We start from the raw sequence: 13,471 nt of genomic DNA on the forward strand, positions 1-13,471 counted from the left end.
CGCCGGAAGAATATGAGTTTGCGCCATCCCCCTGCAGGAGCAGCCTTGTGCTGCGAAGAGGCCAGTGGCTAAAGCATGGAATGACACATGGCCCTTTCGCAGCACAAGGCTGCTCCTACAGGTAGGGTGTTGCCCTTAGACTTTGTGGTACAGCTGGCTGCCTTCCTGGCGGAACCGCTCGGCCTGCTCACGCATGCCTTCTTCGACCGTTACATCCACGGCCTCGATCTTGGCGGCGTACTCACGCACTTCCTGGGTGATCTTCATCGAGCAGAACTTCGGCCCGCACATCGAGCAGAAGTGCGCGACCTTGGCCGACTCCTTCGGCAGCGTCTCGTCGTGGAAGGCACGGGCGGTGTCCGGGTCCAGGCCCAGGTTGAACTGGTCTTCCCAACGGAACTCGAAGCGCGCCTTGGACAAGGCGTTGTCACGAATCTGTGCGCCCGGGTGGCCCTTGGCAAGGTCGGCGGCATGCGCGGCAATCTTGTAGGTGATGATGCCGGTCTTGACGTCGTCCTTGTTCGGCAGGCCCAGGTGCTCCTTGGGCGTGACGTAGCAGAGCATGGCGCAACCGAACCAGCCGATCATCGCCGCGCCAATACCCGAGGTGATGTGGTCGTAGCCGGGGGCAATGTCGGTGGTCAGCGGGCCGAGGGTGTAGAACGGCGCCTCGTCGCAGCACTCCAGCTGCTTGTCCATGTTCTCCTTGATCAACTGCATCGGCACGTGGCCAGGGCCTTCGATCATGCACTGCACGTCGTGCTTCCAGGCGATCTTGGTCAGCTCGCCGAGGGTTTCCAGCTCGCCGAACTGCGCAGCGTCGTTGGCGTCGGCAATCGAGCCAGGGCGCAGGCCATCGCCCAGCGAGAAGCTGACGTCGTAGGCCTTCATGATTTCGCAGATTTCGTCGAAATGGGTGTACAGGAAGTTTTCCTTGTGGTGCGCCAGGCACCACTTGGCCATGATCGAGCCACCACGGCTGACGATGCCAGTAACGCGCTTGGCGGTCAGCGGCACATAACGCAGCAGCACACCGGCGTGGATAGTGAAGTAGTCCACGCCCTGCTCGGCCTGCTCGATCAGGGTGTCGCGGAACAGCTCCCAGGTCAGGTCTTCGGCCACGCCGTTGACCTTTTCCAGGGCCTGGTAGATCGGCACAGTACCGATTGGCACTGGCGAGTTGCGGATGATCCACTCGCGGGTTTCGTGGATGTGCTTGCCGGTGGACAGGTCCATGACCGTGTCCGAGCCCCAGCGGATGCCCCAGGTCAGCTTGGCCACTTCTTCCTCGATCGAGGAACCCAGGGCGCTGTTGCCGATGTTGCCGTTGATCTTAACCAGGAAATTGCGGCCGATGATCATCGGCTCCACTTCCGGGTGGTTGATGTTGGCCGGAATGATCGCGCGGCCACGGGCGATTTCCTGGCGGACGAATTCGGGGGTGATTTCTTTCGGGATGTTGGCCCCGAAGCTGTGGCCGGCGTGTTGCTCGTTGAGCAGGCCGGCGGCGCGAGCCTCTTGCAGCTTCATGTTTTCACGGATGGCCACGTACTCCATCTCGGCGGTGATGATGCCCTGGCGGGCATAATGCATCTGCGAGACGTTGGCGCCGGCCTTGGCGCGGCGCGGGTTGCGTACGTGGGCAAAGCGCAGCTTGGCCAGCTCGGCATCGTTCAGGCGCTGCTGGCCGAAGTCGGAGCTCAGGCCGGCCAGGCGCTCGGTGTCACCGCGGGCTTCGATCCACGCCGAACGCACATCGGCCAGGCCTTTGCGCACATCGATGATTACGTTGGGGTCGGTGTACGGGCCGGAAGTGTCATAAACCAGCACCGGGGCGTTGGACTCACCACCGAAATCGGTTGGGGTGTCATCCAGGCTGATTTCACGCATGGGGACGCGGATGTCCGGGCGCGAGCCTTCGACATAGACTTTGCGCGAACGCGGGAACGGTTGCACGGACTGCTGATCGACTTGCGCCGATTCGCTGAGGTTGATCGCTTTTTCTTGTTTGGTCATCACAGGCTCTCCAGACGGCTTCCTAGCAGTGGAATGTCGGGGTGAACCTGAAACGCGCGGACGCACCCTCTTTGGAGTGCAGTGCCGGATATGGGGGTGCCTGAAGCTGCATGCAGCTGCGACATTCCCGGACCTGGCACAAGAGGCTCCCCGGGAAGGCGAGCAATCTTGTTCCCTACGCAGGCGCTAACCTGATCAGGTTCAACGGGATCCGCACCTCTGCGATCTCAGCCTTTGCTTCAAGGCACCCCGACAAGAACATGCGCAGTCTAGACTGGAGTGGTCGGCAAAGCCAAGCGGGTAAATGCGCGGATGATGAAAGGCACACCGAGCGATTGTTGCCGGGTGCGCATGGCACTACACTGGCCCGTCGCGCGATACTCAACAGTTCAGTAATTAAATTTCGTACAAGGATTGCCTCTATGCTGCGCAAACTCTCACTGGCGATAGCCGTGTCTTGTGCGTCCAACGGAGTGGTCTGGGCAGCGGACGTGCCCCAATCAGTGAAGACCGACCTGGTCAGCGTCTATCAGGAAGCGGTCGACAACAACGCCGACCTGGCGGCGGCACGCGCCGATTACGGCGCCCGCAAAGAGGTGGTGCCCCAGGCCCGTGCCGGGTTGCTGCCGAACCTGTCCGCCGGCGCCGAAATGCTGAACACGCGCACCAAGCTGGACGAGCCATCGACCACCAGCAACCGCAGCGGCAACACCTGGAGCGCCACCCTGGCTCAGCCGATCTTCCGCGCTGACCGCTGGTTCCAGCTGCAAGCTGCCGAAGCGGTCAACGAACAGGCCGCACTGGAGCTGTCGGCGACCGAGCAGAACCTGATCCTGCAAACCGCGCAGAACTACTTCGCCGTACTCCGCGCACAGGACAACCTGGCCGCGACCAAGGCCGAGGAAGCGGCCTTCAAGCGCCAGCTGGACCAATCCAACGAACGCTTCGACGTCGGCCTTTCCGACAAGACCGACGTGCTGCAGTCCCAGGCCAGCTACGACACCGCCCGGGCCAACCGGATCATCGCCGAACGCCAGGTGCAGGACGCCTTCGAAGCGCTGGTGACCCTGACCAACCGCGAATACACCTCGATCCAGGGGGTGGTGCACACCCTGCCGGTGCAGGTGCCGACACCCAACGACGCCAAGGCCTGGGTAGAGACCGCTGGGCGCCAGAACCTCAACCTGCTGGCTACCAACTACGCGGTTTCCGCCGCCGAAGAGACCCTGCGCCAGCGCAAGGCCGGCCATGCGCCGACCCTCGACGCCGTGGCCAAGTACCAAAAAGGTGACAACGACAACTTCGGTTTCACCAACCCCGCACCGGCCCCCATCACGCGCTACGGCGGCGATGTCGAGCAGACCAGCATCGGCCTGCAACTGAACATCCCGATCTACAGCGGCGGCCTGACCAGCTCGCAGGTGCGCGAGGCGTACCAGCGCCTGAGCCAGAGCGAGCAGCAGCGCGAAAGCCTGCGCCGCCAGGTGGTGGAAAACACCCGCAACCTGCACCGCGCGGTGAACACCGATGTGGAGCAGGTACAGGCGCGCAAGCAGTCGATCATCTCCAACCAGAGCGCACTGGAAGCCACCGAAATCGGTTACCAGGTCGGTACCCGCAACATCGTCGACGTGCTCGACGCCCAGCGCCAGCTGTACACCTCGGTACGCGACTACAACAACAGCCGCTATGACTACATTCTCGACAACCTGAGCCTGAAGCAGGCAGCCGGCACCCTGAGCCCGCAAGACCTGCAGGACCTCAAGCGCTACCTGAAAGCGGACTACAACCCGGACAAGGACTTCCTGCCGCCGGACCTGGCTGCCGCAGCGGCCAAGAACTTCGAACGCAGGCCTTGAGTTAGGTGCTGGATTTTTCGCGGGCTCGCCCGCTCCCACAAGCCGAAGCCTGTGGGAGCGGGCGAGCCCGCGAAGAAGGCGATGCAAAAATCAGCGAATAAGCGCGCCCAGCCCATCGAGCAAGCGCTGCAGCGCCCCCTGATTGGCCCGCATCACCGCCCTGCCCGCCTCACCCATGCGCTGGGCATCCTGCGGTAGCTCGACCAGGCGCCGCACCGCACCGGCCAGCCCATCGGCATCATCCACCTGCTGCAACGCCCCTGCCTCGCGCAGCATCGCGCTGATTTCGAGGAAGTTGAACACATGCGGCCCCATGAGCACCGGCAAGGCCAACGCCGCCGGCTCCAACGGATTGTGCCCACCGGTCGGTACCAGGCTGCCACCGACGAAGGCAATGTCGGCCAAGGCATACAGGAACAGCAGTTCGCCCATGGTGTCGCCCAGCAATACCCGGGTTTGCCCATCGACCGGCGTGCCAGCAGAACGGCGCACGGTGGCGAACTGCTCAGTGCACAACGCATGTACCGCATTGAATCGCTCGGGATGGCGCGGCACCAGGATCAGCAAGGCATCGCCATGCACCTGCAACAACTGCCGGTGCGCCTGCAGAATCAACGCGTCCTCACCCTCATGGGTACTGGCCGCAATCCACACCGGGCGCTGTTCGGCCCCCCACTGCTCACGCAGTGCCCTGGCACGTGGCAGCAGTTGCTCATCGATCTTCAGGTCGAACTTGATCGACCCCGTCACCTGCACACACTCAGGGCGCGCACCCAGGTCACGGAAGCGCTGCGCCTCGGTTTCGGTCTGCACGGCAATCAGGCTCATCTCGGCCAGCATCGGCCGGGTCAACTTGGCAAAGCGCCCGTAGCCACGGGCTGAGCGCTCGGACAAACGCGCATTGGCCAGCGCCACCGGAATTGCGCGTCTAGCGCACTGGTGGATGTGATTGGGCCACAGCTCGGTTTCCATGATGATGCCCAGCTTCGGCTGCACATGGTCGAGAAAACGCCCTGCCGCCCATGGCAGGTCGTAGGGCAGGTAGCAATGCTGCACCCGCGGTTCGTCGGCGAACATGGCGCGAATGCGCTCGGAACCGGTCGGCGTCATGCAGGTCAGCGTGATTGGCAACTCCGGGTAGGCCTTGAGCAAGGCCCGCACCATGGGTGCGGCGGCGATGCTTTCGCCCACCGACACCGCATGCACCCAGATCCCACCCTGGCGCATGGCCGGCAGCTTGAAGGCAAAGCGTTCGCCGATACGTTGGCCATAGGCCGGCGCCTTGCGCGCGCGCAGGTACAGGCGCAGCGCAACCAGCGGCAGGCCCAGGTGAAACAGCAAGGTATAGAGGGTTCTGTTCATGGCGGCGAAGTTTACCCGATCGCGCGCAGATGCACTGCAAAGCGCTCGGCCAGCCACTGCGCGGCCGGGCCCAGCGGCTCATCACGGCGCCAGGCCAGCTCCGCCACTAACGCCGGAGGGCGCCACTCGCTGTCCAGTTCGACCATGTATGCCTGGTATGTTGGGTACTGCACCACATGCCGCGGCAGCCAGGCCCAACCCAGGCCGCGCATGAGCAATTCGGCCATGGCGTAGAAGCTGTCGGCACGCCACACCTGCGGGCTGACCGCCTCGCCACCGGGGTAGCCGCTTTGCTGCGGGGTGATGAGCAGTTGCCGGTGGCGCGCCAGTTGCTGCCGAGTGACCCGGCCTTCGCCCGCCAGTGGGTGGCCAACCGCGCACACCGTGACCATTTCCACACTGCCCAGGGCACGACGCTCCAGCGATGCCGGCATGCTTTCGTGGTGAAAGAACAGGCCCAGGTCGGCACGCCGCTCCACCAGCTTGCGTGCCACATCGCCTTGGGCGCCGCTGGCCAGTTGCACTTCCAGAAACGGGTAGCGGCTGGCCAGTTCGTCGAGGCTGTCGATCACCGGTTGATAGGGCATGGCTTCGTCCTGAGCCACACGTAGCAAGGCCTCCTGCCCGCGCATCAGGGCCAAGGCACGGCCATCCAGGCGCTCACACTGGCGCAGCAATTCGCGGGCATCTTCCAGCAAGGCGCTGCCGTTTTCGGTCAGTTTCGGCTGCCGGCCGCTGCTGCGCTCGAACAGGGTGACCCCAAGGTCGGTTTCGAGCAGGGCGATGGCGCTGCTGATCGCCGACTGGGCCTTGCGTTGCTCACGGGCCACGGCGGAGAACGAGCGCAGTTCCGCCACCCGCAGAAAGGTACGCAGTTGTTCAAGGTTCCACTGCTCGGCCATCAACCTATCTCCCCTATTGATAGGTAATGACTTTACCCCATCCAGGTAACGTCTAGAATGCCCGACCAGTAACCGGAGGATCCCGCCATGAATGCCTATACCTATCTCACCATTGCCATCTGCGCCGAAGTCATCGCCACCGCCTCGATGAAAGCGGTAAAAGGCCTGAGCACGCCGGTGCCACTGCTGCTGATGGTAGTGGGCTATGGCATTGCGTTCTGGATGCTGACCCTTGTGGTGCGCAGCATCCCGGTGGGGATCGCCTATGCCATCTGGTCGGGGCTGGGGATTGTACTGATCAGTGTGGCGGCATTGGTGATCTACGGGCAGAAGCTGGATTTGCCGGCGATGCTGGGTATGGCCATGATCGTGGGTGGCGTGGTGGTAATTCAGCTGTTCTCCAAGACTGCCGGGCACTGATGATTGCCTTGTGCCTGAGAGGCGGTTGCGTTAGGGCGGCTAGGCGCTTGCCTTGATTTTTGTGGTGTTGCGTAGATCGAGCGCCGCCCGCGCGGCGCATCGCGAGCTGCGCTCGCTCCTACGTTTGTTTCGGGCCAATTGTTCCTGGGGGATTTGCGCGCGAACGCCTTGGCGCATGGCGCGATATCGCGTCGTACAAACAAGGCGGTCGCGCGCGCCTGTCACAGGCGTTACTGGCCAAAAACAAACGTAGGAGCGAGCGCAGCTCGCGATGCGCCGCGCGGGCGGCGCTCGATTTCAAAGGCGCTGAAGACGTTAAGGCATGCACCTGTTTCGCAAAACCCACACCTGCCCGACCCTGTATACTTGCCAGCTGTCCCAGTCTTCGAGGTACCGCCATGCCATCTGCCATTTCCACTGACGTGCTGATCGTCGGCGCCGGGGTCGCAGGCCTCTGGCTCAATGCCCGCCTGCGTCGCCAGGGCTACTCGACAGTGCTGGTGGAACGCGCCAGCCTTGGCGGCGAACAAACCATCAAATCGCAGGGCATCATCCACGGCGGCACCAAGTACGCCCTGCACGGTGCCCTGACCGGCGCCTCGGAAGCCATTGCCGACATGCCGCGCCGCTGGCGCGAGGCCTTGAGCGGCAGCGGCGAGCTGAACCTGAGCGGCACTCGCCTGCTGTCCGATGCGCACTACCTGTGGTCGCCAGGCACCCTGGCCGGCAACCTCACCAGCTTCTTCGCCAGCAAGGCCGTTCGCGGGCGAGTCGACCAGGTGAAAGGTGAGCAACTGCCGCCGGCCCTGCAAGACCGCGCCTTCAAGGGCAAGGTCTACCGCCTGGCCGAACTGGTCATCGACGTGCCCAGCCTGCTGGCCAACCTGGCCGAACTGGCGGGCGACAGCCTGCTGGCTGGGGAGCACATCGAGCCGCTGCGCGAAAACGACGAGTTGGTCGGCCTGCGCGTTGACGGTCGCGATATCCGGGCCCAACGCGTCGTGCTCAGCGCCGGCGCCGGCACCGAGCAGCTGCTGCATGCCCTGGGCCTGAGCCAACCGGCCATGCAAACACGGCCGCTGCACATGGTCATGGCCAAAGGCGCCAACCTGAAACCACTTTACGCTCACTGCCTGGGTGGCGGGCCCAAGCCGCGAGTTACGGTGACCACCCATCCGGCAGCCGACGGCCAGTGGGTCTGGTACCTGGGCGGCGACCTGGCCGAAGCCGATGGCGTTGCCCGCGAGCCAGCCGCACAAATCGCCGCAGCGCAAAAGGAAATCGCCAGCCTGCTGCCATGGGTCGACCAGAGCCTGGTGCGTTGGGCCACCCTGCGCGTCGACCGCGCCGAACCGGCGCAATCCGGCCTGGTTCGCCCTGACAACGCCTTCCTTGCCGACCAGCAGCGCCTGCTGGTCGGCTGGCCGACCAAGCTGGCGTTGGCACCGGACTTCAGCGACCGGGTCATCAGTCACCTGGAGCGCGACGGCATCCGCCCGCAAGCGCAGACCGACCTGGCCGGCCTGCCACGCCCTCCACTGGGCGTACCGGCCTGGGAGCAATTGCTGCCATGAGCCTGCCAACCCTGCACGACTTCCATCGCCCGCTGGGCAGCACCGGCTTCAAGGTTTCACCGCTGGGCCTGGGCACGGTCAAACTGGGCCGCGACCAAGGTGTGAAATACCCCACCGGCTTCACCATCCCCGGCGATGACGAAGCCCGCCTGCTACTGGCCCAGGCTCGCGATCTTGGCATCAACCTGATCGACACCGCGCCGGCCTATGGCCGCAGCGAAGAACGCCTGGGCCCACTGCTGCGCGGCCAGCGCGATGAATGGGTGATCGTCAGCAAGGTCGGTGAAGAATTCGACCAAGGCCACTCGCATTTCGACTTCACTGCCGCCCACACCCGCCGCTCGGTGGAGCGTAGCCTGCGTCGCCTTGAAACCGACCGTATCGAGCTGGTGCTGGTGCATTCCGACGGCAACGACCTGGCCATCCTCGAACAGCAGGAGGTCTACCAGACCCTGGCCGAGCTCAAGCAGGAAGGCAAGATCCTCGGCTTTGGCCTGTCCGGCAAGACCGTCGCCGGTGGCCTGAAGGCGCTGGAGCAAGGCGACTGCGCCATGGTCACCTACAACCTCAACGAGCAGGCAGAACGCCCGGTGCTGGACTACGCTGCCGAACACGGCAAGGCCATCCTGGTAAAGAAGGCCTTGGCCAGCGGGCATATCTGCCTGGCCCCGGGCGTTGACCCGGTGCAGGCCAGCTTCGAGCTGCTGTTCGCCCACCCCGGTGTCAGCAGTGCTATCGTCGGCACCATCAACCCGTTGCACCTGGCCCACAACGTGGCCACCGTCGCCCGTATCCTGGGCCAGCAGTGAGTCACCCCTGGCCCAAGGGCCGGGAAACTGACCCGACGCAAGGAGGAGCCTCGTGGCGCGAACGCTGATCCGCAAGAACCCGAGCAACTTCAAGACACTGCCACTGCATGTCGAGGCCACGGCCGAAGGCCTGATCTACCAAAGCATCGGCATGCCGCTGAACTTTGCCCAGACCCAGCAGCGGCGCAAGGCCATCCAGCTCCCCGACGTACAGCGCTTCGTGGTCGAACTGGCCAACCTGGGCGTGTCGGTGCGCCTTACCCTGCATTGGCAGAACCGGGATTATTGGGTGCTGGTGCGTCAGCGCCGACAAGACCGTGGCGATGTGGTGCTGAAACTGATTTCCGGTTACGTACCGGCGCAGGAGTTGAACCTGCCGCTGCACACGGCGGTGCAGGAGGTGGCCGAGGAATGCCTGCTGGAAACCCCGGAAGGCTGGCTGGGCGGGCGCTTCAACGATACCTGGCTGCCCGTCCCGTACGCCGCCGCCCTGCACTACCGCGAAACGCCACACTTCGTGCTGGCCCCGGAGTCCGGTGCCGCCCGGCCCGTGCACTGCGGCAAGCTGATGCTGCTCGAGCGCCCACGGGCCTATGTGCACTTGCCCACCGCCTCGCTGCAACTGATCTACGACATGCGCCTGCAGGTGCCCCGTGACGCCAAGAAGCTCAGCCTGTTCCACGTCGATGAGCGGCTGGAGGGCGGCCAATTGGTAGCGCGGCTTAACCGCAAACGTCCAGACCTGTACCTGATGCCGCTGAAGGACGGCCAGCCGCTGGCTGAGCTGTATACCTTGAAGAAGGATGAGCTGGTGCCGGCGAGTACCCGCGGGCTTTATCTGGCAGAGAGTTTTGCCCGGCAGGAAGGCTGGGTGGTCACCGACGAGCGGGTACGCTGGAAAGACTGGGTGAAGCAGCAGGGGCTGGTGGAGAGTAAACCGGTGCGGGCGTCGCACCTGCAGCGCTTTGGCGACAAGGCGCGAGCGCTGCTGGAGCGGGCACGCACCTCACTGCACAAGTAACGCCCCAGGGCCTGCGCTCGCTCCTGTAGGAGCAGCCTTGTGCTGCGAAGAGGCCGGTAGAGCAACTTTGCCTTACCGGCCTCTTCGCAGCACAAGGCTGCTCCTACAGGTATTGAGGCAGCCTCAACAATGGAGCAAGGCAGCTCGATCAGTTCTTGCGAATCTTCTCGACAATCGCCGTGGTCGAGCTGTTCTCGACCAGACCCAGCACCTTCACGGTGCCGCCATAGGCCTTGACGATATCGGCGCCCACCACCTGGTCGATACCATAGTCGCCGCCCTTGACCAACACATCCGGCTTGACCTGGCTCAGCAGGTTTTCCGGGGTGCCTTCTGGGAAGCTGATCACCCAGTCCACCGCGCCCAAGCCGGCCAGTACGGCCATGCGCCGGTCGACACTGTTGATCGGCCGGCCCGGTCCTTTCAGGCGGCTGACCGAAGCATCGTCGTTGACCGCGACGATCAGGCGATCGCCCTGGGCCCGTGCCTGTTCCAGGTAGGTGACATGCCCGGCATGCAGGATGTCGAAGCAGCCGTTAGTGAAGACGATCTTCTCTTTGTGCGCCCGCGCGTCATCGATGGCCAGCAGCAGTTGCTCCAGGCCCAGCACGCCACGCTCGGAGCCTTCCTCACGCTGGATGGCCCGGCGCAGTTCAGGGGCGCTGATGGCCGCCGTACCCAGCTTGCCGACCACGATGCCCGCCGCCAGGTTGGCCAGCGCCACCGCATGGGGCAGGTCCTCGCCAGCGGCGATGGCGGCGGCAAGGGTGGAAATGACGGTATCACCGGCACCGGTCACGTCGAACACTTCACGTGCCCGCGCCGGCAGGTGCAGCGCCGGCTGGCCTACGCGCAGGAGGGTCATGCCGTGCTCGCCACGGGTCACCAGCAAGGCGCCGAGGTCCAGGTCCTGCAGCAGCTGCAAACCTTTGGCGACCAGCTCAGCCTCATCGGCGCAACGACCAACGATGGTCTCGAACTCGCTGAGGTTCGGGGTGATCAGGCTGGCGCCACGGTAAATGGAAAAATCCTTGCCCTTGGGGTCGGCCAGCACCGGAATGCCTTTGGCCCGCGCCGCCTGGATCAGGCTTTGGTGATTTTTCAGTGCGCCCTTGCCGTAGTCGGACAGCACCAGCACCTTGACGCCTTCGAGCAGGCTGTCGACCTCGGAGGCCAGCGACAGCGGGTCGGTGGCGAACGGTTCTTCGAAATCGATACGCAGCAACTGCTGGTGACGGCTCATGACCCGCAGCTTGACGATGGTCGGCTGGTGCGCGATGCGCTGGAAAACCGAACGAACACCGGCAGCCTGCAGGCTGTTGGCCAGGCTGTCGGCAGCCTCGTCCTGGCCGGTGACACCGATCAGCGAAGCCGGCGCGCCCAGCGCGGCAATGTTCAAGGCAACGTTGGCCGCGCCGCCTGGGCGATCCTCGATCTGATCGACCTTGACCACCGGCACTGGCGCTTCAGGCGAGATACGCGAAGTACCACCATGCCAGTAGCGGTCGAGCATGACATCGCCGACCACCAGTACCGGGGCTTGATCGAAACGCGGCATGGACAACTTCATGGGCAACCCATATGAAAATAATGAACAGGGGCAGGATATTAGCACAGGGTAATCGACGGCTTTATGGCCAGATCGTCCCCGGAAAATTCCCGTGACAATCGGGGCCATGACGGCCCCGATCAAGGGGGTTCAGGTGATATCGGCCTTGGCCGGCTCGTCCAGGCCCATGGCATGCAGGCGGGCATAATGGCCATTAGCCGCAAGCAGCTCGGCATGCGTGCCACGCTCCACCAGGCGCCCCTGGTCCATGACCAGGATCTGGTCGGCCTTTTCGATGGTCGACAGACGGTGAGCGATCACCAGCGTGGTACGGCCCTGCATGACGTGATCCAGGGCCGCCTGGATATGCCGCTCGGACTCGGTGTCCAACGCAGAGGTAGCCTCGTCGAGGATCAGCAGCGGCGCGTTTTTCAGCAGTGCCCGGGCAATTGCCAGGCGCTGGCGCTGACCACCGGAAAGCAGTACACCGTTCTCACCCACTTCAGTATCGAAGCCCTTCGGCAGCCGGTCGACGAACTCCTTGGCATAGGCATCGGCCGCGGCGGCCTCGATGTCTGCACGCGGTGCGCCCGCCAGGTCGCCATAGGCGATGTTGTTGGCCACGGTGTCATTGAACAGGGTGACGTGCTGGGTGACTTGCGAAACATGGCGACGCAGGTTGCGCAGGCGATAGTTCTCGATCTCCACGCCATCGAGCAGAATCTGCCCCTGATCGTGGTGATAGAAGCGCGGGATCAGGGCCGCCAGGGTCGACTTGCCACTGCCGGAGCGGCCTACCAGGGCGATCATCTGCCCAGGCTCGGCGACAAAACTGATGTCGCTCAGCACTTCACGCTCGGTCCCCGGGTAGGTGAAGCTCAGGTTGCGCACTTCCAGGCGCCCTTCCACGCGTTCCTTCTCGACAGTACCGGTATCCACTTCAGGCTCTTCGTCCAACTGCTCGAAGATGCTCTCGGCGCCTGCCAGGCCCTTCTGGATGGTCGAGCTGACTTCCGAAAGCTGGCGAATCGGCTTGGGCAGCAGGCCGGCGGCGGTGATATAGGCCACCAGGTCACCGGCGGTGGACTCGCCACGCAGGAACAGCACCAGGAACATCAGCGCAGCCATGGCGCTGTAGATCACCAGCTGCAGCATCGGCGTGTACAGCGAGCCGGTCTTGGTCATGCGCAGTTGTTTGTCGGTGTTGCTCTGGCTGGCCTTGCCGAAACGCTGCTCCTCGTAGGCCTCGCCACCGAAGCTGCGGACCACGCGGTAACCCTGGATGGTTTCCGAAGCGACATGGGTCACGTCGCCCATGGCCACCTGGATCTTCTTGCTCTGCTTGCGGAATTTCTTGCTGGCGACACTGACCATCACCGCGATTACCGGCAGGATGGCGACCATTACCAAGGTCAGGTGCCAGTTCATCCACAGCAGGTAGGCAAACAGGAAGACCACCGTCAGGCCTTCGCGGATCACCACCTTGATGGCGTCGGTAGCCGCGCCGGTGACCATGGTCACGTTGAAGGTGATGCGCGAAATCAAGTGCCCGGAGTTGTGGTTGTCGAAGTAGCGGTTAGGCAGCACCAGCAGCTTGTTGAACAACTCCACACGCAGGTCGTGCACCAGGCACAGGGAAACCTTGGCCAGAAAGTAGTTGCCAAGGAACGAACCCAGGCCCTGCCAGGCGGCGATCAGGATGATCAACAGCGGCACCGCCTGCAGCAACTGCAGGTCACGCAGGTAGGGGACGTTGGGGAACAAGACCGCTTCGGGGTTGCTCAGCCCATCGACGAAATACTTGAGAATGCCGGCCAGCATCGGCTGGGTCGAGGCAAAGATCACGAAACCGACAATGCTCAGCAGGAAAATGCCGACATAGGGTTTCACATAGCTCAGCAGCCGGAAGTAGATCTTCAGGCTGGAGGTGTGCTCCGCCGGTCGCGGGGTTTCGGCCAT

General features: G+C 63.7%; 10 protein-coding genes and 1 riboswitch. Of the genes, 5 read left to right on the forward strand and 5 right to left on the reverse strand.

The features are described from left to right. Positions 1-135: 135 nt before the first annotated feature. On the reverse strand, positions 136-2,016 hold the full coding sequence (thiC, locus tag ACNFBR_RS01325; protein WP_416733362.1) for a phosphomethylpyrimidine synthase ThiC: 1,881 nt from the start codon (positions 2,014-2,016) through the stop codon (positions 136-138). Between the two features lie 155 nt (positions 2,017-2,171). Beyond that, positions 2,172-2,278, reverse strand: a riboswitch (TPP riboswitch). Between the two features lie 160 nt (positions 2,279-2,438). Here thiC and ACNFBR_RS01330 point away from each other — a divergent pair. After that, on the forward strand, positions 2,439-3,875 hold the full coding sequence (locus tag ACNFBR_RS01330; RefSeq protein WP_416733363.1) for a TolC family outer membrane protein: 1,437 nt from the start codon (positions 2,439-2,441) through the stop codon (positions 3,873-3,875). Positions 3,876-3,965: 90 nt separating this feature from the next. Here the strand turns inward: ACNFBR_RS01330 and waaA are convergent, their stop codons facing one another. Both waaA and ACNFBR_RS01340 read right to left on the reverse strand, forming a co-directional pair. After that, positions 3,966-5,237: a lipid IV(A) 3-deoxy-D-manno-octulosonic acid transferase gene (gene waaA / locus ACNFBR_RS01335; RefSeq protein WP_416733364.1), complete on the reverse strand. Its 1,272-nt coding sequence runs from the start codon at positions 5,235-5,237 to the stop codon at positions 3,966-3,968. Positions 5,238-5,248: 11 nt separating this feature from the next. Next, positions 5,249-6,139 carry a LysR family transcriptional regulator gene (locus ACNFBR_RS01340; protein WP_416733365.1) on the reverse strand — a complete coding sequence of 297 codons (891 nt, stop codon included), beginning with the start codon at positions 6,137-6,139 and terminating at the stop codon, positions 5,249-5,251. Between the two features lie 87 nt (positions 6,140-6,226). Between ACNFBR_RS01340 and ACNFBR_RS01345 the strand changes: the two genes are divergently transcribed. The 4 genes from ACNFBR_RS01345 (at position 6,227) to ACNFBR_RS01360 (ending at position 9,963) form a co-directional block, all read left to right on the forward strand. Beyond that, the gene (locus ACNFBR_RS01345; protein ID WP_416733366.1) at positions 6,227-6,559 is read left to right on the forward strand and encodes a DMT family transporter; all 333 of its coding nucleotides are present in this window, start codon (positions 6,227-6,229) and stop codon (positions 6,557-6,559) included. Between the two features lie 398 nt (positions 6,560-6,957). Then, positions 6,958-8,133 carry an NAD(P)/FAD-dependent oxidoreductase gene (locus ACNFBR_RS01350; protein ID WP_416733367.1) on the forward strand — a complete coding sequence of 392 codons (1,176 nt, stop codon included), beginning with the start codon at positions 6,958-6,960 and terminating at the stop codon, positions 8,131-8,133. Next, the gene (locus ACNFBR_RS01355; protein ID WP_416733368.1) at positions 8,130-8,942 is read left to right on the forward strand and encodes an aldo/keto reductase; all 813 of its coding nucleotides are present in this window, start codon (positions 8,130-8,132) and stop codon (positions 8,940-8,942) included. The genes ACNFBR_RS01350 and ACNFBR_RS01355 overlap by 4 nt, the downstream gene beginning before the upstream one ends. A 52-nt stretch (positions 8,943-8,994) precedes the next feature. After that, positions 8,995-9,963: a metal ABC transporter ATPase gene (locus ACNFBR_RS01360; RefSeq protein ID WP_416733369.1), complete on the forward strand. Its 969-nt coding sequence runs from the start codon at positions 8,995-8,997 to the stop codon at positions 9,961-9,963. Positions 9,964-10,111: 148 nt separating this feature from the next. Here the strand turns inward: ACNFBR_RS01360 and hldE are convergent, their stop codons facing one another. Both hldE and msbA read right to left on the reverse strand, forming a co-directional pair. Next, positions 10,112-11,533 carry a bifunctional D-glycero-beta-D-manno-heptose-7-phosphate kinase/D-glycero-beta-D-manno-heptose 1-phosphate adenylyltransferase HldE gene (hldE, locus tag ACNFBR_RS01365; protein WP_416733370.1) on the reverse strand — a complete coding sequence of 474 codons (1,422 nt, stop codon included), beginning with the start codon at positions 11,531-11,533 and terminating at the stop codon, positions 10,112-10,114. Between the two features lie 129 nt (positions 11,534-11,662). Then, entirely contained in the window at positions 11,663-13,471 is a 1,809-nt protein-coding gene (gene msbA, locus ACNFBR_RS01370) for a lipid A export permease/ATP-binding protein MsbA (RefSeq protein ID WP_416733371.1), read from the reverse strand.

This window comes from Pseudomonas sp. NY11955, assembly GCF_048068035.1.
Lineage (GTDB): Bacteria > Pseudomonadota > Gammaproteobacteria > Pseudomonadales > Pseudomonadaceae > Aquipseudomonas.